18 protein-coding genes are annotated in these 21,888 nt (G+C 61.0%); 12 read left to right on the top strand and 6 right to left on the bottom strand.

Features of this window, described 5'->3' with window-relative positions:
- Positions 1–9: 9 nt before the first annotated feature.
- Positions 10–1,125 carry a porin gene (locus ABH944_RS15725; protein ID WP_404607466.1) on the bottom strand — a complete coding sequence of 372 codons (1,116 nt, stop codon included), beginning with the start codon at positions 1,123–1,125 and terminating at the stop codon, positions 10–12.
- A 331-nt stretch (positions 1,126–1,456) separates the two neighbouring features.
- Positions 1,457–2,467 carry a LysR family transcriptional regulator gene (locus ABH944_RS15720; protein WP_404607468.1) on the bottom strand — a complete coding sequence of 337 codons (1,011 nt, stop codon included), beginning with the start codon at positions 2,465–2,467 and terminating at the stop codon, positions 1,457–1,459.
- Positions 2,468–2,662: 195 nt separating this feature from the next.
- On the opposite strand from ABH944_RS15720, the gene ABH944_RS15715 reads away from it, so the two are divergent.
- The 5 genes from ABH944_RS15715 to ABH944_RS15695 all read left to right on the top strand — a co-directional run bounded on the left by ABH944_RS15715 (position 2,663) and on the right by ABH944_RS15695 (position 10,648).
- Positions 2,663–3,478: an alpha/beta hydrolase gene (locus tag ABH944_RS15715; protein WP_404607469.1), complete on the top strand. Its 816-nt coding sequence runs from the start codon at positions 2,663–2,665 to the stop codon at positions 3,476–3,478.
- A gap of 50 nt (positions 3,479–3,528) precedes the next feature.
- Positions 3,529–4,713, top strand: a complete 1,185-nt coding sequence (locus tag ABH944_RS15710) for an efflux RND transporter periplasmic adaptor subunit (protein ID WP_404607471.1) — start codon at positions 3,529–3,531, stop codon at positions 4,711–4,713.
- A gap of 76 nt (positions 4,714–4,789) precedes the next feature.
- Positions 4,790–7,984, top strand: coding sequence for an efflux RND transporter permease subunit (locus tag ABH944_RS15705; protein ID WP_404607473.1), 3,195 nt, complete (start codon positions 4,790–4,792; stop codon positions 7,982–7,984).
- A 21-nt stretch (positions 7,985–8,005) separates the two neighbouring features.
- The gene (locus ABH944_RS15700) at positions 8,006–9,526 is read left to right on the top strand and encodes an efflux transporter outer membrane subunit (protein ID WP_404607475.1); all 1,521 of its coding nucleotides are present in this window, start codon (positions 8,006–8,008) and stop codon (positions 9,524–9,526) included.
- Positions 9,527–9,874: 348 nt separating this feature from the next.
- Positions 9,875–10,648, top strand: a complete 774-nt coding sequence (locus tag ABH944_RS15695) for a YkgJ family cysteine cluster protein (RefSeq protein ID WP_404607477.1) — start codon at positions 9,875–9,877, stop codon at positions 10,646–10,648.
- A gap of 80 nt (positions 10,649–10,728) precedes the next feature.
- Here ABH944_RS15695 and ehuA read toward each other — a convergent pair whose 3' ends face one another.
- The 4 genes from ehuA to ehuB all read right to left on the bottom strand — a co-directional run bounded on the left by ehuA (position 10,729) and on the right by ehuB (position 13,861).
- Positions 10,729–11,553 (bottom strand): ectoine/hydroxyectoine ABC transporter ATP-binding protein EhuA, encoded by an 825-nt coding sequence (ehuA, locus tag ABH944_RS15690; protein ID WP_404607478.1) that lies wholly within the window; start codon positions 11,551–11,553, stop codon positions 10,729–10,731.
- Between the two features lie 58 nt (positions 11,554–11,611).
- Positions 11,612–12,271, bottom strand: coding sequence for an ectoine/hydroxyectoine ABC transporter permease subunit EhuD (gene ehuD, locus ABH944_RS15685; RefSeq protein ID WP_404607479.1), 660 nt, complete (start codon positions 12,269–12,271; stop codon positions 11,612–11,614).
- Positions 12,268–12,936 carry an ectoine/hydroxyectoine ABC transporter permease subunit EhuC gene (ehuC, locus tag ABH944_RS15680; RefSeq protein WP_097271409.1) on the bottom strand — a complete coding sequence of 223 codons (669 nt, stop codon included), beginning with the start codon at positions 12,934–12,936 and terminating at the stop codon, positions 12,268–12,270. Before ehuC ends, ehuD begins: the two co-directional genes overlap by 4 nt.
- 67 nt (positions 12,937–13,003) lie before the next feature.
- Positions 13,004–13,861: an ectoine/hydroxyectoine ABC transporter substrate-binding protein EhuB gene (ehuB, locus tag ABH944_RS15675; protein WP_404607480.1), complete on the bottom strand. Its 858-nt coding sequence runs from the start codon at positions 13,859–13,861 to the stop codon at positions 13,004–13,006.
- Between the two features lie 217 nt (positions 13,862–14,078).
- Between ehuB and ehuR the strand changes: the two genes are divergently transcribed.
- The 7 genes from ehuR (at position 14,079) to ABH944_RS15640 (ending at position 21,882) form a co-directional block, all read left to right on the top strand.
- Positions 14,079–15,476, top strand: coding sequence for a MocR-like ectoine utilization transcription factor EhuR (ehuR, locus tag ABH944_RS15670; RefSeq protein WP_404607481.1), 1,398 nt, complete (start codon positions 14,079–14,081; stop codon positions 15,474–15,476).
- A 108-nt stretch (positions 15,477–15,584) separates the two neighbouring features.
- Positions 15,585–16,550 carry a hydroxyectoine utilization dehydratase EutB gene (gene eutB / locus ABH944_RS15665; protein WP_404607482.1) on the top strand — a complete coding sequence of 322 codons (966 nt, stop codon included), beginning with the start codon at positions 15,585–15,587 and terminating at the stop codon, positions 16,548–16,550.
- A gap of 1 nt (position 16,551) precedes the next feature.
- Positions 16,552–17,544 (top strand): cyclodeaminase, encoded by a 993-nt coding sequence (locus tag ABH944_RS15660; protein WP_404607484.1) that lies wholly within the window; start codon positions 16,552–16,554, stop codon positions 17,542–17,544.
- 9 nt (positions 17,545–17,553) lie between these two features.
- Positions 17,554–18,771, top strand: coding sequence for an ectoine hydrolase DoeA (gene doeA / locus ABH944_RS15655; protein ID WP_404607485.1), 1,218 nt, complete (start codon positions 17,554–17,556; stop codon positions 18,769–18,771).
- Positions 18,772–18,773: 2 nt separating this feature from the next.
- Positions 18,774–19,814, top strand: coding sequence for a N(2)-acetyl-L-2,4-diaminobutanoate deacetylase DoeB (gene doeB / locus ABH944_RS15650; RefSeq protein ID WP_404607486.1), 1,041 nt, complete (start codon positions 18,774–18,776; stop codon positions 19,812–19,814).
- Between the two features lie 5 nt (positions 19,815–19,819).
- Positions 19,820–20,287 carry an Lrp/AsnC family transcriptional regulator gene (locus ABH944_RS15645; protein WP_097275067.1) on the top strand — a complete coding sequence of 156 codons (468 nt, stop codon included), beginning with the start codon at positions 19,820–19,822 and terminating at the stop codon, positions 20,285–20,287.
- A gap of 122 nt (positions 20,288–20,409) precedes the next feature.
- Positions 20,410–21,882: an NAD-dependent succinate-semialdehyde dehydrogenase gene (locus ABH944_RS15640; protein ID WP_404607487.1), complete on the top strand. Its 1,473-nt coding sequence runs from the start codon at positions 20,410–20,412 to the stop codon at positions 21,880–21,882.
- Positions 21,883–21,888 lie beyond the last annotated feature (6 nt).

Here is a 21,888-nt window from a genome sequence, read left to right as displayed (position 1 = left end):
GGCGGATCGCTAGAAGAGGTGTTGAATCCCGGCGTATGCACCGGACTGGCTGTGGCCGGGGAGCGGGTTGTCGGTGGCGGTGGTATCGCCAAAGGAATTGGCGTTCAGGCCGAAGTTCGCATTGGCGCTGTTGCGGGCGGTCGCAATCTGGAAATCCAGCAAGGTGCGCTTGGTCAGGTTGTACGTGCCACCAATCGTATAGAGGGTTGCGTTGCCACCGCCATTGTTTGCATTGACGTGATACACCGCGGCAATCAACGCAGCCGCCGGCGTAGCCTGCCACGTCACGCCGCCCCATTCCTGGCTGGTGGTCGTGATGCCGCCCGACAAGACGCCGGAAGTCGAATGAGATTGCTGATAAACCACCTGGATCTTGAATTTCCCCAAGAACACGTTAATGCCGCCAAAGTATTCGCGGGAGAAATTGAAGACATCGTCCAGGGTTCCGTTAGCGGCGTCGCGCCATTCGTCGTAGATCGCGCGGATCTGGAAAACCGGCTGCGTATAGGTGAGCTGGATAGCGTCAGCGCGGCCTTGTCCGGTCGTGCCGTTGCCATTCCAGTTGGTCGCGTTGGAGAGTGCGTATTGCCCGCTGATGTCGAAGCCGGCAATGGTCGGTGATTGGTACGAGATGTTGTTGCTCGTATGATTCCAGTTACGGCCGCGAACCAGCGATGCCGACGACCAGTTGCTTTGACCAAACGGATCGAAGTCCCAGACGCCGTTCGAGAGGAAAAGCTCCTTGCCGAGCAGCACCGTACCAAAGCGGTCGTTAGCAATTCCTACCGTGGCATACCGGTCGAACAAGCCATTGTTTGAAGGGCCTTGACCAGTCATGGTGTTGAATGCGCCTTCGAGGTGGAATACGGCCTTGTTGCCTCCTCCCAGATCTTCCATGCCCTTGATGCCCCAGAGGCTCGTTCCCCAATCGCCGCTTTCCGCCCTGAAGCGGCTAGCGCTTCCGGTCGATGCGCCGGTCACGGGGTTTTGTCCCGTGGGTGCGCCGTTCACATATTCCACCCCGGCGTCTATGCGTCCATACAGGGTCACGCTGCTTTGAGCACGCGCGGCCGTGACGCCAGTAGCCAGCACCGACACCAGCGCAACGGCTGTGAGCTTGTTCATGTCTCCTCCAATAGTTCATTTGACTGCGTCGCCGCTTCACCCGGCGTTTTTATCGCGCAGCCGTCGTCATGTCCTGGGCATTTTATCCAGCTAACAACGGGTAAAAAAGCCCCGGATTTCTTGGGTAAATCCGGGGCTGGCCGTGGAGGCAGGGGTAGTACTTTCCCCCACGGAGAAAATAGTTATTAAGTTATTCAAACATCCGCTTCAGATAAATGCGTTTGAAGAGAATAGTTATTTGTTGAGATACGAACAATCTCGCATGTTGGACGGCAAGAAGCCTGACCGGTTGGCGGAGGACACAGGAACAGAGCCATGGCGGACCCGGCAATCACGCGTAGGCTTGTGCAGGTGCGCCAGGCGCGCGAGCCGCGTTGTAGAAGTCCGCCTCATAGCCGGTTTCGTCAATTCTGCAGCGGCCTTGAATGTCCCTGTTGCTGGACATCAACGGGCATTTTTCGAAGACCAGCGCGATCCAGTCAACAAACACGCGGACCTTGGGCGCCAGGTGACGATTGTGCGGATAGACCGCGGCGATAGGCATGGGACGCGGTTTCCACTGCGGCAGCACTTCAACCAGTTCGCCGGACCGCAGGTGCGGCAGCAGCATGAACTGGGGCGCCTGAACAATCCCGGCGCCCTTTACGCCGCACATCACGTAGGCTTCGGCGTCATTCACGGCCAGCGCACCCTGCATCTTGACCGCGGTCGTTGTCTGGTCGACTACAAAATTCATGTCCTTGATGCGACCCGTCCTGTTGGAGAAATACTGTACCGCCAGGTGTTGCCGCAGGTCGTCCAGATTCGCCGGCTCGCCATGACGCCCGATATAAGCGGGGCTTGCTGCCGTCAGCGTCTGAAGCTCGCCCAGGCGCCGTGCGACCAGACTCGAGTCCTCCAGCTCACCAACACGAATTGCACAATCCACTCCGTCCTGCACCAGGTCCACAGGTCTGTCTCCAAAGCCGACCATGAGGTCGATGTCGGGGAAGCGCTCGCGGAACTCGAGCAGCCGGGGCATCACGATCAACCTGCCGATGGATCCCGGCATGTCGATGCGAAGCTTGCCTCGCGGGCCCTTTCCGGAATTTGACAGGGAGTCCTCAGTTTCATCGATCTCCGCAAGAATACGGACGCAACGCTCATAGTATTCAGCGCCTTCAGGAGTCAGGTTCAACCGCCTCGTCGTGCGTTGCAGGAGGCGTACACGCAGGTGTGCCTCCAGGTTCTTGATGATCGTGGTGGTGGAGGCGTGCGGCAGGCTCAACGCATCTGCCGCACGGGAAAAACTGTTCATTTCCACGATCTTCGTGAATACCTGCATTGCCTGTAGCCGGTCCATGTTGTCTCACCTTCAGCGCTTCGCCGCTCAAGCGACAGCACGCTGTTCAAGCAGAAATGGGCAGGGTCGAAACGCGATTGTTCCGAGCGAGCGAATTGTGTTCTGGATTATAACCATTTATCAGAATTGCGCTGAAGTCCACAATCCGATCCATCGTAACTTTGGCGGAATGGCGCAAAACGCGTCACACAAAACATGCAATCGACGAGCGATCCGACGCTCAGCATCGAAGACGTATCGATCACGGGTCATGCGCAGCTCATCAAGGTGCGCAGCTATCTTCCGGCCTCGAAAGGCGCGCTCCTGCCGATCGTCATTTATTTCCACGGCGGTGGTTTTGTCCGCGGCTCGCCGGACGACGCGGAGATTGCCGCGGCGACGATTGCCCGGCATACGCAAGCGTGGGTGGTGTCGGTGGGTTACTCGCTGTCTCCCCGGTTTCCATTTCCCGCCGCGCTTGAAGATGGCTACCGCGCCACGCAATGGGCAGTGGCCAATGCGCGTGCACAAGGCGCGGATGCGAGGCGCATGGGCGTGGCGGGTCACGATGCCGGCGGCAATCTTGCGACCTGTCTTGCAGCGGTTGCGCGGGATCGCGGTGAGTTCGCCTTTGCGGCGCAGGCGCTGCTAGCGCCTCTGCTTGATCCCAGCATGACGCGGATGGCCAGCGAGGACGAGATTGTCGATCCGGATCTCGGCGCGAATGAATGTGCGCAATGTTATCGAGCCTATTTGCCCAATGCATCGCAGTGGCTGCATCCGTACGCGGCCCCCATCGAGTCGCGCCGGCTGGCGGGTTTGCCGCCGGCGCTGATCGCCAGTGCGCAACACAATCTGCTGCACGTTGAAGCCGAAAAGTATGCGGGCGAGCTGATTGCCGCCGGGGTGCCGACCGAGGTTACGCGGCATCGCAACGCTTCTCATCATGAGCTCGGGACGCATCCGGCGGCGTTAGCCGATGTCGTGGCGTTTTTCCAGAAACGGCTGCCTGTCAAAGCGCACAGACGCTAAGCTCTCCTGGTGATTCATAAAAATTCATAGCGATTTAATCGGAGCAAAAAATGTCCATCACACGTAATCGGAAATACGCTGCGCTAGGCGCAACGCTCGTCCTGGCCGGGGCAGGTGCATTGACGGTATTGCATGGCCACGGCGATTCGCCGGTCAACTCGGCGGTTGCGGCGTCCAATGCCGCACCGCCCACGGAAGTTGATGTAGCTGCGGTTGTCGCCAGGTCGGTGACGGACTATCAGAGCTATTCCGGACGTCTGGAAGCGATCGATAAAGTGGAGATCCGGCCGCTTGTGCCGGGCACCATTGTCGCGGTGCACTTCAAGGACGGTGCGTTGGTCAGGAAGGGCGACCCGCTGTTCACTATCGATCCGCGCCCTTACGTGGCGGAGGTGGATCGTGCGTCGGCGCAACTGGCTGCGGCCCAGGCGCGCAACGGCTATACCGGAACTGACGCCGCGCGTGCGGACCGCTTGCTGGTGGATAACGCCATTGCCAAGCGTGATTATGATCAGGCGCAAAACGCCGCGCGTGAAGCGCAGGCGAACTTGAAGGCCGCGCAAGCGGCGCTCGAAACCGCGAAGATCAATCTGGGTTACACGAATATTGTCGCGCCGGTATCGGGCCGCGTCTCGCGTGCCGAGATGACCGTGGGCAACATTGTCTCAACGGGTTCGAGCGCTCCGCTGCTCACCACGCTTGTATCGGTCTCGCCCATCTACGCATCGTTCGATGTCGACGAGCAAACGTATCTGCGCTATCTAAGCCACGACTCGCGGGCAAGCGTGCCGGTCTCGCTCGGACTGGCGAACGAGGACGGCTACTCGCGCGAGGGCAAGGTCGACTCGGTGGATAACCGCCTTGATACCGGCTCGGGAACGATTCGCGTAAGAGCGCGGTTCGACAATGGCGACGGCGCGTTGCTACCCGGTCTCTATGCACGCATCAAGGTGGGCGGCGGCGCTCCGCATCCTGCCGTGCTGATCGACGATGCCGCGATCGGCACCGACCAGGACAAGAAGTTCGTGATGGTCGTGGATCACGACAACCGCGCGCAGTACCGCGAGGTAACGCTGGGTACGCAGAACGATGGCCTGCGCGTGATCGTCAAGGGCCTTCAGCCCGGTGAGCGGATTGTCGTCAACGGCTTGCAGCGGGTGCGTCCGAATGAGGTCATCAAGCCGAACGCGGTGGTCATGTCCGGTACTTCCACAGCGGTCAAGGACGCTTCATAGAGCGTGTGCTTCCAGGTAGCGCCGCCAGTGCCACCCGAACGCTCATGCAGCCTCTCATGCAGACAAACAAACCATCATGAACATCTCCAGGTTTTTTATCGACCGCCCTATTTTTGCGGGCGTGTTGTCGACGATCATTCTGCTGGCCGGGGTGATCGCCATGTTCAACCTGCCGATCTCCGAGTATCCGGAAGTCGTGCCGCCTTCGGTGATCGTGAACGCCCAGTATCCGGGCGCCAATCCGAAGGTCATTGCCGAAACGGTCGCGTCGCCGCTTGAGGAGCAGATCAACGGCGTCGAGAACATGCTGTACATGCAGTCGCAAGCCAACAGCGACGGCAAGCTGACATTGACCGTTACGTTCAAGCTGGGCATGGACCCGGACAAGGCGCAGCAGCTTGTGCAGAATCGCGTCTCGCAAGCGCTGCCGCGTCTTCCCGACGACGTGCAGCGGCTCGGCGTGACGACCATCAAGTCGTCGCCGACGCTGACCATGGTCGTTCACCTGATTTCGCCCGGCGGCCGCTACGACTCCACATATTTGCGCAATTATGCGTTGATCAACGTGAAGGACCGGCTCGAACGGATCCAGGGCGTGGGGCAGGTCGACTTGTGGGGCTCAGGCGATTATTCGATGCGTGTGTGGCTCGATCCGCAGAAGGTCGCCGAGCGGGGCATGACGGCCACTGACATAGTCAACGCGATCCGCGAGCAGAACATCCAGGTGGCGGCGGGCGTAATCGGGTCGTCGCCGACCACGGCGAATGTGCCGTTGCAATTGAACATCAATACGCAAGGACGCTTGCAGACCGAAGCGCAGTTCCAGGACATCGTGCTGAAGACTTCGCCTGATGGCGCTGTCACGCATTTGCGCGATGTAGCGCGTGTGGAGCTGGCTGCGTCCGACTATGCGCGGCGTTCGCTGCTTGACAACAAGTCCGCGGTGGCCCTGACGATCTTTCAACAGCCCGGCGCGAATTCACTGCAGATATCGGATCAGGTCCGGCAGGCAATGAAGGAGATGCAAGTCGACATGCCGCCGGGCGTTGAATACTCGATCGTCTATGACCCCACGCAGTTCGTGCGCTCCAGTATTGACGCGGTGATTCATACGCTGATCGAAGCCGTTGCGCTGGTCGTGCTGGTGGTGATCGTGTTCCTGCAGACATGGCGTGCATCGATCATTCCGTTGCTTGCGGTGCCGGTGTCGATCATCGGGACATTTTCACTGCTGCTGGCGTTCGGATTTTCCATCAATGCGCTGTCGCTGTTCGGCATGGTGCTGGCGATCGGCATTGTGGTGGACGACGCGATCGTGGTGGTCGAGAACGTCGAGCGAAACATCTCGTCCGGACTTTCAGCGCGGGATGCGACCTATCAGGCCATGCAGGAGGTGAGCGGACCGATCATTGCGATCGCGCTGACCCTGGTCGCCGTGTTCGTGCCGCTCGCGTTCATGTCGGGTCTGACAGGGCAGTTCTACAAGCAGTTTGCGATGACCATCGCCATCTCCACGGTGATCTCCGCGTTCAACTCGCTGACCTTGTCGCCGGCGCTGGCAGCACTGCTCCTGAAGGGACACGATCAACCGAAGGACTGGCTGACGCGCATCATGGATCGCGTGTTCGGCGGGTTCTTCAGGCTCTTCAACAAGGTGTTTCATCGCGGCGCTGAAAACTACAGCAAGGGCGTGGCGACCTTCGTCAATCGCAAGGCGGTGATCCTGGGTATCTATCTGGTCCTGCTGGGCGGCGCGGTGCTGATGGAGAAAATTGTCCCCGGTGGTTTCGTGCCGGCGCAGGACAAGCAATATCTCATTGGCATTGTCCAGTTGCCCAACGGCGCTTCGCTCGATCGTACGGAGGACGTTGTCCGCCAGATGGGCGAGATCAGCAAGAACGTCCCGGGCGCAATTTCCGCCGTGCAGTTTCCCGGTCTGTCGATCAACGGCTTCACCAACTCGTCCAGCGCGGCCGTCGTGTTTTTCGGGTTGACGCCGTTCGATGAGCGTAAATCAGGTTCGATCACTGCCGGCGGTGTGGCAGCCGAACTCAACAAGCGGTTTTCCACGATCAAGGGCGCATTTATAGCGGTATTTCCACCGCCGCCGGTCCTGGGGCTGGGAACCTTGGGCGGCTTCAAACTGCAGATCGAGGATCACCAGGCATTGGGCTATTCGGCATTGAACGATGCGACGCAGGCGTTCATCAAACGCGCGGCGCAGACGCCGGAACTGGGACCTTCGTTCTCCAGCTATCAGATCAACGTGCCGCAACTGAATGTGGATCTGGACCGGGTCAAGGCGAAACAACTGGGGGTGTCGGTCACGGATGTGTTCAACACCATGCAGGTCTATCTCGGCTCGTTCTATGTGAACGACTTCAACAAGTTCGGCCGGGTGTACCAGGTGCGCGTGCAGGCAGATGCGCCGTTCCGTTCAAACACCGACGCGATTGGTCTGCTCAAGACCCGCAACGCCAGCGGCGAAATGGTGCCTTTGTCGTCGCTCGTCAAGGTGACGCCGACGTTCGGGCCAGAGATGGTCGTGCGCTACAACGGCTACACCGCAGCCGATATCAACGGTGGCCCCGCACCCGGTTATTCGTCCGGTCAGGCACAGGCGGCTGTCGCGCGTATCGCAGCCGAGACGCTGCCACGGGGCTTCAAGTTCGAATGGACCGATCTCACCTACCAGCAGGAATTGGCGGGCAACGCGGCGCTTGTTGTATTCCCGATCAGCGTGCTGCTCGTGTACCTGGTACTGGCTGCTTTATACGAAAGCCTGACCTTGCCGTTGGCGGTGATCCTGATCGTGCCCATGAGTATTTTCTCCGCGCTGCTGGGTGTGTGGCTGACTCACGGCGACAACAACATCTTTACGCAGATTGGCCTCATGGTGCTGGTCGGACTGTCCGCCAAGAACGCGATTCTCATTGTGGAGTTTGCACGCGAGCTGGAGATGCAGGGACGCTCCATTGTCGAAGCGGCAATTGAGGCAAGCCGCCTGCGCCTGCGTCCTATCCTGATGACGTCCATCGCTTTCATCATGGGCGTGGTGCCGCTGGTGATGTCGTCAGGCGCGGGGTCGGAAATGCGCAAAGCCATGGGCATTGCCGTGTTCTTCGGCATGCTCGGCGTGACGCTCTTCGGGCTGCTGCTTACTCCGGTGTTCTATGTGGTGCTGCGCAAGCTCGCGGGCAACGAACATGTAGTGGACAGGCATGGCTTGCATCCGCACATGCGCGGTATTGACGCATCGGTCGAGGCTTAGCGGACATTCAAGGGACATTCAATGAACATGACAAATACATGCTTGAGCAAGCGGGGTTGGGGACTGCCGGCATTGCTGCTGGTGCTGGCGGGGTGCTCGCTTGCCCCGGTGTATGAAAAGCCCGACGTGAACGCTCCGGCCGCGTTCAAGGAAACGCCGCTTCAATCGAGCGCTGCGGACGAGGGCACGTGGAAAACCGCGCAACCGTCGGATCATATTGCTCGCGGCCAATGGTGGATGATTTTCGATGACGCCACGCTGAACGATCTCGAGCAACAAGCACTGGACGCCAACCAGAACCTGAAAGCGGCGGTGGCGCGCGTGAAGGAATCGCGAGCGATTCAGCAGTCGGCCCGCTCCGGCTTGTTTCCCTCGATAGACGCGGGTTTCGGGCCAACGCGCGAAAAGGTGACTCCCGCGTCGCTGCTTGAACCTGATGGCGTCAACGTGCCGTCGCAGACGTTATGGCGTGCACAGGCCACGGCTTCCTATGAGGCAGATCTATTCGGGCGGGTGTCCGATTCAGTGAAGGCTGCCGGTGCGGATGCCGAGCAAAGCGAGGCATTGCTTCGTTCAGTGCAGTTGGCTTTGCAAGCGGACGTGGCGCAGAATTATTTCAACTTGCGTGAACTGGATTCGGAGCTTGAGGTTTATACGCGAACCGTTGCCCTCCGTGAACAAGCGCTTGAACTCGCGCAGCATCGTTTCAACGAAGGGGACATCAGCGAACTCGACGTGGCCCGGGCGCAGTCCGAACTCGCCACCGCCCGCTCCGACGCAATGACGGCGCAGCGGCTGCGTGCGTCCTCCGAGCACAGCCTTGCGGTTCTGCTGGGAAAGGCGCCGGCACAGTTCTCCATGGCGGCAAACCCGCTTGTGCCGGTGCAGATCCGCATTCCTCCCGGCTTGCCGTCTTCACTGCTGGAACGCCGGCCGGACATTGCGGCTGCTGAACGCGCGATGGCCGCGGCCAATGCGCGGATTGGCGTGGCCAAGTCCGCCTACTTCCCGTCCCTGTCGCTCACGGGCTCGGCAGGCGTTGAATCCGCCACGCTAGGCGATCTCTTCAAATGGTCAAGCCGCGCTTTCCTGCTTGGACCGCTCGCCGGGACCGCGCTCACCGTGCCTCTCTTCGATGGAGGGCGGCGCAAGGGCAACCTCGCTAACGCTCGCGCTGTGTTCGAGGAGGACGCGGCGAACTACCGGCAGCAGGTGCTGGTTGCGTTCCAGGAGGTCGAGGACAACCTGTCGGACCTGCGCATCCTGGAGACGCAGACACGCACGGAAGCAGAGGCCGTCAGCGCGTCCAATCGTGCTGCCACGATTTCCAGGACGCAGTACACGGAAGGCGCCGTCAACTATCTCGACGTGATTGATGCAGAACGCACCGCGCTTCAGACGCAGCGAGCCGCAGTGCAGTTGTCGGGTGTGCAGGCAGTCGCCACGGTTAACCTGATCCGGGCATTGGGCGGCGGCTGGGGAGTGGGGCCGGTCGATTCTGCAACCGCAAGCTCGTCCGGATCGAGCATCGCGCAGCGCTGATTGATGACACTAAGTCTGCGCCAAGGCGAGTGCTTAAGCGTGGCGATTGATCATCGCCCAAGGCGGACGGGAACCACCGTCCGCCCGCCTGAGTATTTCTTGCGCCGCTAAAGAGAATAGAATCTGCACGGGCGGAGTCTCGCTTGACGCACGAGGCCGGCAACAACCGATAGAGGCGCGCGAACGATCATCCGTTTTGCAGTCGCAGAAGATTCGCGCAAGGACCCGGGGGCATGTAACCCATTGCCTGAAGTCGCCGAACTAGCATACAGGTCGCCCTTTATCATCCGGCACCGCGACACCGCTTGACGACGATTACAGATGCCTTTCGAGGAGAAGCGTCCACAGATGGATATTAATTTTGAATGCACGATGTGCGGCAAGTGCTGCCAGAACCTCAAGCTGCCTTTGAGCGTCGACGAAGCGCTCGCATGGCTCGAGCGCGGCGGCGATGTCCAGTTTCTCTGTGAAGCCGTTCCCTGGCCCGATGAGCCGCCAGCCGACAACCTGCAGGCACAGCATAAGCGGCGCCGGTCGTTCGCTGCTTCTAGCGGCGAATTGCCCGTGCGGGTCGTCGTGGTCCTGGCGGCATCGTTCGACGGTCCGTGTCCGAACCTGCAAGCGAACATGAGTTGCGCCGTGTATGAGCAACGCCCGACTGTCTGCCGCATCTATCCTGCGGAGATCAACCCGTTCATCGAGCTGAAACCTGAGCAGAAGGAATGTCCGCCGGAAGCATGGACGCCGGACAAGCCGCTTCTGATGAGCGGGCTACGCGTGGTTGATGCCACGACGTACGAGCTGATCGCCAAATCGCGGGCGGCAGACGTTAGCGACGCGCTGACCAAAGCGCGCGCCTGCCTGGATCTGGGCATAGATGCGGCGGCGCTGGCTAACGAGGGTTTGGTGGTCTACTCTCCGCCCGGCGCCCTGACTATTGCCGCGTTGAAACGCGCTCGCGACAGCGGTGATGCGAGCGAGGATGGACTGCAGTGGAAGGTCGTGTCGAACCGTCGCGAAACGGTGGACACGCTTACGTCCATAGGCGCGGCAGGGGTCCATTATGTGAAGACGGACGCGCCGGCGTTCGATTACCTCGGCTTCTTTCCCGCGTCGCCTTGATCCTCGATCAATGCCCGGACCGATCGATCAGGATGGGTCCTGGTTCATACGCAGGCTAAAGTCCAAAGCCAAGTCCAAGTCTAAGTCGCTTCCCGGACGGCACGCAGGAACTGCTGCGTGCGCTCGTGTTGCGGTGCGCCGAAGAACTGCTGCGGCGGCGCCTGCTCAATGATCTTGCCCTGCGAAAAGAAGCACACTCGGTCCGCAAATTCCTTGGCGAATCCCATCTGGTGAGTCACCATCAGCATGGTCAGGTCGTGCTCGTGGCCGAGCTTCCGGATCACGTTCAGCACTTCGCCGCATAACTCGGGATCGAGCGCCGAGGTCACTTCGTCGAACAGCATCACTTTAGGCCGCATTGCCAACGCTCGCGCAATGGCTACGCGCTGCTGCTGCCCACCCGACAACTGCGAGGGATAGTGATTGCACTTGTCGTCAAGCCCGACCATGGACAGCAGCTCGCGGCCTCGCTCATTCGCATCGCGCTTCGACATGCCGAGCACCCGTAGCGGCGCTTCAATCGTATTTTGCAGCGCCGTCATATGCGGGAACAGGTTGAAGCTCTGGAACACCATGCCGATCTTGCGGCGCACTTCACGCACATGCCGGTCCGATGCGGGCACCAGCACGCCATTGCGGCGCATGTGCGTGAGCGGCTCGCCTTCCACTTCAATCAGACCGTCGCTTAGAGGATCAAGTGTCATCAGCACGCGCAGCAGCGTGGATTTGCCTGATCCGCTGGGTCCGATGATCGCGACCTTCTCGTTGCGGGCGACTTCCAGATCAAGCGCGTCGAGCACGGTGAGTGAGCCGTATCGTTTCGTGACGCCTGCAAAGCGCACCATTGGCTGGTTGTTGGGCGCAACGGCGTCTGCGCCAAGTGCGGGGTCTGGATCCCGTTTCATCTGCTTCTCCTGGAGTTCCATCAGCATGTCCCTGCCGGTCGTTCGGATAGAACACGCGTCATGGCAATCTCACGCGATGTTCGAGATGACGCACACCCGAGGCGAACGTCACGCTGATCAATAAAAAGAACAGGCCGGTCATGGTGATCGGTTCGAGATAGCGGAACGTTTCCGAGCCGATGTTCTTCGCCTGCTGCATCAGCTCGACCACCGTGATGGCGGACAGCACGGGCGTGTCCTTGAACATGGCGACCAGATAATTCCCGAGCGCCGGAATGACAGGGCGAATGGCCTGCGGAAGAATGACGCCGCTATACGTGCGCCACGGCGACAGCGACAATGCGCAGGCTGCTTCCCATTGTCCACGCGCCACGCCATTCAATCCGGCCCGATAAACCTCGGACACGTAGCACGCGTAATGGACCGCAATGCCGATCGTGCCCGCGGTCAGTGCGGACATCGTGAGACCGTAGAGCGGGGCCACATAGAACAGCACATAGACCTGGATCAGCAGAGGTGTACTGCGAATGAACTCGACAAAAAACCCCGTCGCCCGAGCGAGCGGCGTGATGGCGCTGCGGCGCAGGATGGCGAGTACGAGTCCCAGCACCAAAGCAATCGCAAAGCCGCCCAGCGTGATGCCGATCGTGTACATGGACGCGCGCAGCAATTCAGGCAGGATGTGCACCGCGTACTTGACGTCGAAGAAGGAATTCATTTCGCTATCCTCTGCGCGATACCGTGACTGACGCGGCGTTCGAAATGACGCATGACGGTTACAACAATCTGCGCCATGACGAAATAGATCACCAGCGTCAGCGCAAAGATCTCGGCGGTCTTGAAGGTTGCTTCGTCGAGCTGGCGCGCGCGAAAGGTCAGGTCGGAGAGTGTGATCAACGAAACCAGCGAAGTCCCCTTCAACAACTCGATCATCAGGTTCGTGGCGGGTGGCAGCGCGTTGATCATGGCTTGCGGCAGCACAATGCGCCGCATCCTGACCGACGCGGGCATATTCAACGCCAGCGCCGCTTCATATTGGCCGCCTGGAACCGAACGCAACGCACCGCGAAGGATCTCGGAGCCGTAGGCGCCGTAATGCAACCCCAGCCCGACGATGGCAACGGTGAACGGAGTCAGTTCGAGATTGAACGGCGGCAGGGGCAGCACGAAGAAAAACCAGAATAACTGCACCAGTAGCGAGGTACCGCGAAATACTTCCACGTACACGTTGCCGATCCAGCGCAAGACTCGCCACGCCGATGTGCGCAGGACAGTCGCCACACCGGCCATCACGATTGCCAGCAAGATGCCGGCCACGGCAATCTCGACGGTGACGAGCGTGCCCTTCATCAGGAGGGGCAGGAGTTCATGCAGGTCGCCCATGGCGTTCCTCGCTTAAATGCTGGCGGCGGTGCGGGCCGGCACGTGCCGGCGCGTCAAACGAAGCCGGTCAGCCGCCGCAAAGCTGCGCGGCGGTCTTGTCCGGGAGGTTGCTTTTATCGAAGCCGAACGGGGCGACCGTCTTGAGATGATCCGGCGTGCCGAGCCATGCCTTCAGTTGCTGGTTGACCGCGTCGCGCAGGTCCGTGTCGTCCGGGCGGAACGCCAGCGCGCCGTAGCCGGTGTGCTTGGGATCGTCAGTGAACTTGGGTATGGCTTCAACCGTCGGACCCGCCTTGGCCGCGAGTCCCTTCATGGTCAGCTCGGTGCCGGCGGCAGCGTCGGCGCGGCCCGCCCGCACGGCTTGCAACTGTGCGGTGGTGTCGGGTACCTGCAGCAATTGCCCGTCCTTCACCCCGGAATTGCGTGCGTAACCCAACTCGACCGAGCCCGCCATGACAGCCAGTTTCGTGTCGGGGTTCTTGCCCACGTCAGCGTAACTCTGCAGGTTCTTCGGATTGCCCTTCAAGGTCAGCAGGGTGTCCTGGATCTGGTATTGAGGATTCGCGAAGGCGACTTGCTTGCAGCGCTCAGGCGTGACGTACATGCCGGCTGCAATCACGTCGAAGCGGCCCGCGCGCAATCCGGGAATGAGCGAACCCCACTCGGTCAGGACCGCGTCGACTTTCTTGACGCCAAGCTTGGCGAACACCTTCTTCGCAATCTCGGGCGACTCGCCGGTGACGGTGCCGTCCGGCGTGGTGTACGCAAAGGGGCTTTCGTTCGCGTAGCCAATGCGCACTTCGCCGGTGCGCTGAATGCGCTGCAAGGTTGTTTCAGCGTTCGCGGCCGCTGCATGGGCTACCAACCCCGCCGCCGCAGCAATGGACAGCGCCCCCAGCATTCCAGACACTCGTTTGAGTTTCATGTCGATCCGTTTCCGTAGCGTGGTTGATCGCGCCGCATCCGCGCGGCGCCAGTGGCGAAAAATGCTCGCAAACCCTTGGTTTTATTCCGGTTTCGAGGTCGCGTTACACCGCCATGAACGCAGCATACAAAGCCATATTTTTGTTCTAATTGCTCTAGGACAATAATTTTCGCGGCGGCTTCTGCGCCACTATAAGACCTATTGAACGGAGGCAAACGTGAACGAGCGGTGGCGTGACGCGGTGGGCACGGTGCATGGCGTCGAGTCGAAATACAAACGTCTGGTGAAAGCTATCGCGGAAGATATCGAGAGCGCGGCGCTGGCGTCAGGCGCACGCTTGCCGCCGCAGCGCGAGGTCGCGGCAGACCTGGCTATCAGCGTGCAGACCGTGACGAACGCCTATAAGGAACTGGAGCGGCAAGGGCTGATCCGGTGCGAAGTCGGAAGAGGCAGCTTTGTTGCGGCACGCGTGACGGAGACCATGTCGAAGTACATGCTCGACACGGCCGAGCGCGAGGTCATCGACTTTTCGATCGCGCGGATCGTGCATACCCCGGAGCACGATGCCATGTGGCGCAAGGTGTGCGCGACCCTTGCGACGATCGACGACCAGCCGTGGATACGCGCGTTCCGGCCTATCGCGGGGTTTGAGCATCACAGGCAGGCGGGCGCCGCGTGGCTTGCCACGCTCAACATGCCGGCGAATCCCGAGACGCTGCTGGTCACGAACGGCGCCGCCCATGGCATCTTCCTCGCACTGGCGTCGTTCGTCGGTCCGGGCGATACGGTGCTGTGCGAAAGCCTGACCGACCATGGCGTGATTGGCTCGGCCAATGTACTCGGTTTCACGCTCAAGGGGCTGGAGATCGACGAATATGGCATACGTCCCGAACATTTCGAGGAGATGTGCGACGGCGAGCGCGTCAGCGCGCTGGTCTGCACCCCCACACTGAACAACCCCACGGTCGCCCTGATGCCGGATTCGCGGCGGCGCGCGATTGCTCGTATTGCCGAGCGTTATGGCGTGTACGTGATCGAGGACGACGTGTATGGCGCGTTGCCGGCCAAGGCCCAGACGCCTATCGCCAGCTTGATTCCGGAGCTGTCGTTCTACTGCACGAGCATGACGAAGTCGGTGCTGACCGGTTTGCGGACCGGGTATCTCACCATGCCGCGGCGCCTCGCGCTGCGAGCCGAAAGCGTGCTGCGCGTCAGCAGCTGGATGGCGACTTCGCCCGTGGCCGAGGTTGCCACCCGCTGGATCATGGACGGGACTGCGCAACACCTGGTCCAGGTGCAGCGAGAGCGCCTGGGCGCCCGCCAGGCGATACTGCGCGAGGTGCTCGGCCGCTATGTACTGGGGAGTCATCCGCAGGCGTTGTCGGCGTGGTTGAAGGTGCCGGACTACTGGCAAGCGGACCGCGTCACGCGCGAGTTGCGCAACCGGAAGATCGCGGTGACATCGCCCGATCCGTTCCTCGTGCGCGGCGCCGAGAGACCGAATGCAGTGCGCCTGTGCGTGGGCGCCGAAGTGAGCGACCACACGTTTAAAACCGCGCTTGAAACCATAGGCGAAGTGTTCGAGCAGTACCCTCATGTACACGACTTCAGTTGACCCGGGATCAACGCCCGGCACTTGTTGTATCGATTGAACTAGGACATTAAAAAGCGCTTTTTAGGACATTAGACTCGATCGCATCCACTTCATCATGCGATTCCGTTCATGCCCGCTCTCTCGCTTGCCGATGTCTATCGCGCGCGTCGCCGCATTGAGGGGTGTGTGACGCACACACCGCTGCTCGCATCGGCGTCGCTGTCGCGGATCGCCGGCACAGACGTCCATCTGAAGCTCGAAAGCATGCAGCCGACCGGCAGCTTCAAGCTGCGTGGCGCGACCAACGCGCTGGCCGATCTCGCTGAGCGCGGCATCATGAAGGTGGTCACAGCATCGACGGGAAATCATGGACGTGCCGTCGCCTACGCAGCGCGAACGCTCGGCATGGAGGTGGCCGTATGCATGTCGGCGCTAGTGCCGGCGAACAAGGTCGATGCTGTCAAGGCACTCGGTGCGCGTGTCGTGATAGCGGGAAAGAGTCAGGATGAAGCGCAGGTGGAGGCGTTGCGTCTTGCCGGCGAAGAAGGCTTCGCATTCGTGCCGCCTTTCGACAACCTCAATGTGATTGCAGGCCAGGCGACTATTGGCCTGGAGATCATGGAGGCGTTGCCGCACACCGCAAGCATAGTCGTGCCCTTGTCGGGCGGCGGCTTGTTCAGCGGCGTGGCGTTTGCGGCCAAGCGCATTCGTCCTGACGTTGCGATGACCGGCGCAAGCATGGAACGCGGCGCCGCGATGCACGCGAGTCTCGCGGCGCGGCGGCCCGTGCTTGTTGACGAAGTAGAGACGCTTGCGGATTCACTGGGCGGCGGCATCGGCCTGGACAACGAACATACCTTCGCACTGACACAAGAGCTTGCCGACAGCATCGTGCTTCTGGACGAAGCGTCCATAGCGCGGGGCATCGTGCATGCGTATCGCGAAGAACGGCTTGTGATCGAAGGGGCCGCGGCGGTGGGGATTGCCGCGCTGCTTGACGCACGTGTGGAGCTTAAGAGCGGTCCGGTCGTACTGGTCATAAGCGGCGCAAATATCGATATCGGGCTGCATCGCCGGCTGATCCAGGAGGCTTGACATGTCCGCCATCACACTCCTCGGCGAGGCGCAGCTACGTGCGCTCGTGCCACTCGATCTCGCAGCGATCGACCAGGTTGAATCCGCGTTTCTTTCGCTTGCGACCGAGGCGGTGGCCATGCCACCGATCCTGCGTCTCGACCTTCCTGAGCATGCCGGTGAAGTCGATGTAAAGACTGCGTGGCTGCCGCGTTTCGATAGCTTCGCCATCAAGGTCAGCCCCGGTTTCTTCAACAACCCCGCACTCGGCTTGCCGAGTCTCAACGGCCTCATGCTGGTGCTGTGCGCCCGTACGGGACTGACCGAGGCGGTACTGCTGGACAACGGCTATCTCACGGCGGTTCGTACCGCTGCGGCGGGCGCGGTTGCTGCGCGCTGGCTTGCTCGCAAGGACGCCAGGCGCGTGGCTGTCATCGGGGCGGGCGAGCAGGCACGCCTTCAGTTGGAGGCAGTGCGACTGGTCCGCGAGGTCGACCACGTCACTGTCTGGGCACGCGACATGGAGCGCGCGCACAGCTTCGCGAAGGGTACGCGGGACATCCACTGCGAGGTCGCAGCCAGTGTGCATGAAGCGCTTGCGCTCGCGGATATCGTCATCACGACTACACCCAGCCGAAGTCCGCTAATACACGCTGAAGACTTGCACCCGGGTTTGCATGTCACCGCGATGGGATCCGACGCCGAGCACAAGAATGAACTCGCACCGTCGGTTCTCGCTGCCGGGCGCTATATCTGCGACCGTCTTCAGCAAACGCGCATTCTCGGCGAGCTTCATCACGCGATCGAGGCGGGCGTGGTTGCCAAGGATGCCAACTTCGCGGAACTGGGACACGTCATTGCTGGCAGTCGCCCGGGGCGCACGCATGACCGCGACATCACGATCTGCGACCTCACAGGCACCGGGGCGCAGGACACAGCGATCGCAGTATTGGCGCTGCAACGGGCGCGTGCGCAAAACGCAGGAACCATTTTCAACAACGACGTGACGCTCTGAGAGGGGACGATGTCATTCATGACGCAACAAACACAAGAGCAAGCTAGAGGCGCACGCCTCTATTTTGAACAAAGCGAATTCGACGCGCGCATTGCCAAGACACGGCGAGCGATGCAAAAGACCGGGATCGACCTGCTGATCGTCTCCGATCCAACCAACATGAACTGGCTCACCGGCTACGACGGCTGGTCGTTCTATGTGCACCAGTGCGTGCTCCTGCCCATGGAAGGCGAACCGGTATGGTTCGGTCGTGGGCAGGATGCGAACGGCGCCAGGCGTACCGCCTTCATGCAGCACGACCAGATTGTGGGTTACCCAGATCACTACGTTCAGTCACCGGTTCGGCATCCTATGGATTATCTGTCGCGTGAAGTCATTGCAGCGCGCGGCTGGGATAAATGCCGGATTGGGGTGGAGAAGGATAACTACTACTTCAGCGCGGCGGCATACGCGTCGTTGACGCAGCATCTGCCACACGCAACATGGGTCGACGCAACTTCCCTGGTCAACTGGCAGCGCGCCGTCAAGTCGCCCCGCGAGATCGAGTACATGCGCGTTGCCGCGCGGATTGTCGAGAAGATGCACGCGCGCATTCTCGAGCGGGTCGAACCGGGCATGCGCAAGAGCGATCTTGTCGCGGAGATCTATTCGGCGGGCATCACGGGCGTGGAGGGCTATGGCGGCGACTACCCGGCGATCGTGCCTTTGCTGCCAACAGGGCCGGATGCCGCCGCACCGCACCTGACCTGGGATGACTCGGAGTTCACCTCGAATGCGGGAACGTTCTTTGAGATTGCCGGCTGCTTCAGGCGGTATCACTGCCCGCAATCGCGCACGGTCTATCTTGGCCGCCCGCCGAAACATTTCATCGATGCGGAAAAGGCCATATTGGAAGGCATAGAAGCAGGGCTCGCGGCGGCCAGGCCCGGCAATCCTTGCGAAGACATCGCCAACGCGTTTTTTGCGGTGCTGCGCAAATCGGGAATCGAGAAGGATAGCCGCTGCGGTTATCCGATCGGCGCGAGCTACCCGCCCGACTGGGGCGAACGCACGATGAGCCTGCGCCCGGGGGACAAGACGGTCCTCGAACCCGGCATGACGTTTCACTTCATGCCGGGGCTCTGGCTCGACGACTGGGGTCTGGAAATCACGGAGAGCATCCTGATTACCGGCACGGGCGTGGAGACGTTCTGCAATACGCCTCGTCAATTGTTCGTGAAGGAGTAGCAATGCGCGCGTCACCCATTACGCCGACAGTGGATTTCGCAGCCGCCGGCGAACAGCACGGGTTCCTCAAGTTGCCGTATTCCCGCGACGATTCAGCGTGGGGCGCCATCATGATTCCGATCACCGTGATCCAGCGCGGCGAGGGGCCGACCGTGCTCCTGACCGGCGGCAATCACGGCGACGAATACGAAGGGCCGATCGCGCTGTCCAAGCTTGCTTCAACGCTCAAGGCAGGCGATGTCACCGGACGCGTGATTGTTGTCCCCTTCATGAACTACCCGGCGTTCAAGGCCGGCACGCGCACCTCGTCGGTGGACTCGGGCAACCTCAACCGGAGTTTTCCCGGCAAGCCGGACGGCTCGGTCACCGAGAAGATAGCGGATTATTTCCAGCGCCATTTGCTGCCTGTCTCCGACTACGTACTCGATATTCACGCCGGTGGCCGCACGCTGGACTTCCTGCCGTTTGCAGCAATTCATGTCCTGCCTGACGCGCAACAGCAGGTGCGATGTGAAGCCGCGATGCGTGCGTTCGGCGCGCCGTACTCCATGCGGATGCTTGAACTGGATAGCGTTGGACTGTTCGATTCCGCCGTGGAAGAAGCGGGGAAAGTATTCGTCTCCACCGAACTGGGCGGCGGCGGAACGGCAACGGCTGCAAGCGTGGCGATTGCCGAGCGCGGTGTATATGGCTTCCTCGCGCATGCGGGTGTCATTGACCGGGAGGGCATATCGCCGCGCGACGACCTGCGGGGCAACAACCGCACGACGACCCTGCTGGACATGCCGGACGGCACTTGCTACACGACCAGCGAGCATAGCGGTTTACTCGAAATGTGCCGTCATTTAGGGGATTTCATTGAAGAGGGCGACGTGCTGGCTCGCGTCTACGACGCCACGCGTACCGGCGCCCCGGCAGTCGAATATGTGGCGCGCCGCAGCGGCTTGCTGGCCGCGCGGCACTTTCCGGGCCTGGTGCAGATCGGCGATACAGTCGCGGTGGTCGCCGATGTCGTGGAAGGCCATATTCCCGTGGTCATCTGACCGTGATCAAGCTCGACCGCTTCGACATCGCCATCCTGCGCATTCTCGCCCGCGATGGCCGCATCACGAAATCGCGGCTGGCCGAAGAGGTCAACCTGTCGATTTCTCCAGCGTGGGAGCGCGTGCGCAAGCTGGAGGAGAGCGGTGTCATCAAGGGATACAGGGCGGAGCTCGATTGGGTGGGCGCCATCAAGGCGAGCCGGATAGTCGTGGAAGTAACCCTGGCAAAACACACCGCGCACGACATGCGGCGCTTCGAGGAACGCGTGCTGGCCGCGCCGCAAGTGGTCCAGTGTTACGCGACGGGCGGCGGCGTGGACTATGTACTGCACGTGGTCTCGCCGGACATCGATCATTACCAGCGCTTCATCGACTCCTTGCTGATGGATGAGATCGGGATCGAACGCTATTTCACATACATCGTCACGAAGGTCGTAAAAAGCATGCCGGACAGCGTTCCCGACTGGGACTAGACGAATATCGCGAGAAGGGCTCGCAGAACAGAAAAAACGCCACGCAAGGCATATCACATCGAAAAAATCGCACGGCGGCAGGGAAGAAAATGGACGTCATACAGTGCAATCAGGAGCCTCTCATGTTGCTGGGTCATCCCGTCCTGTTCAAGTCGCTTTGTTATGTCGATGGCCGCTGGATTCATAGCGACAGCGCGTCAACCATCGCCGTGCAGAACCCCGCCGACCAGGAGGTGATCGGTCACGTGCCCATGCTGGATCGCACGCAAATAGAAGCAGCGGTTGGCGCCGCGCAGCGTGCATTCGAATCCTGGCGATGGGTGCCGCAAGAGCGCCGCAGCGCGATCCTGCTGCGCTGGCATGAACTGATCCTGCGTCATCAACACGATCTGGCCGCCATCCTCTCGATGGAACAAGGCAAGCCTTTGGCCGAATCCAAAGGGGAAATCTCGTACGCGGCCAGCTTCGTCGAGTGGTACGCCAATGAAGCAAAACGCCTCTGCGGCCGCACGATTCCCACGCATATCAATGGCGCACATCTCGGCACGGTGACGGAACCGGTCGGTGTTGCCGCGCTTATCACGCCGTGGAATTTTCCGGTTGCAATGATTACCCGCAAGGCCGCTGCCGCGCTTGCCGCGGGTTGCACGGTGATCGTCAAGCCCGCGCATGAAACGCCGTTTTCCGCGCTGGCGCTGGCGCAACTGGCGGAAGAAGCGGGTTTTCCCGCGGGCGTATTCAACGTCGTGCTGGGCGAGCCGCAAATGGCGATGGAAACCCTGGTACGCGATGTGCGCGTGCGCTCGGTCAGCTTCACCGGATCAACGCGCGTAGGCGGGCTCGTTGCGCGGGCGGCGGCCGGGTCCGGCATCAAGAAGCTTGCGCTGGAACTGGGCGGCAACGCGCCATTCATCGTGACGGAAGACGCTGATCTCGATCAGGCGGTCAAGGTGGCGGTCGGTGCGAAGTTCCAGACCTCGGGACAGGACTGTTGCGCGGCGAACCGCATCTTCGTGGCCGCGCCGTTATATGAAAACTTCGTTGATCGATACACCGATGCCGTGCGCGCGTTGAAGGTCGGTCCGGCTTTCGAGGCGGGCGTGGAGGTCGGCCCGCTGATGCATCAGGCGGCCTTCAATACCACCGCCGAGCGCGTGGCCGACGCCCGGGCGAAGGGCGCACGCATCACCACCGGCGGACAGGCGCATGCGCTCGGCGGCTGGTTCTTCGAGCCCACCGTCATGGCTGACGCCGCGCCCGGCATGCGTATCTATGATGAAGAGAACTTCGCTCCGACATCCGCCATTTCGCCGTTCAACACACTCGACGAAGTGGTTGCGAAAGCGAACGACACCGAACATGGTCTGGCTGCCTACATCTGCGCCACGCGTGTGGACACGATCTTTCAACTGGTGCGCCGGCTCGACTTCGCGATGATCTCGGTCAACGGCGTCAAGTTCACCGGCGCGCCGATCCCCTTCGGCGGCATGAAGGCGTCGGGCCTCGGCCGTGAAGGAGGATCGGAGGGTTTCGAGCCGTTCGTCGAAACCAAATATTTTTGCCTCGGCAACCTCGGCCTGCCGCTGAGCGTCTGAGCGTCA

Source organism: Caballeronia udeis, assembly GCF_044909315.1.
In the GTDB taxonomy this organism is placed as follows: domain Bacteria; phylum Pseudomonadota; class Gammaproteobacteria; order Burkholderiales; family Burkholderiaceae; genus Caballeronia; species Caballeronia udeis_A.
Note: the sequence above shows the minus strand (reverse complement) of the source record. Positions and strands in the feature narration are given on the sequence as shown.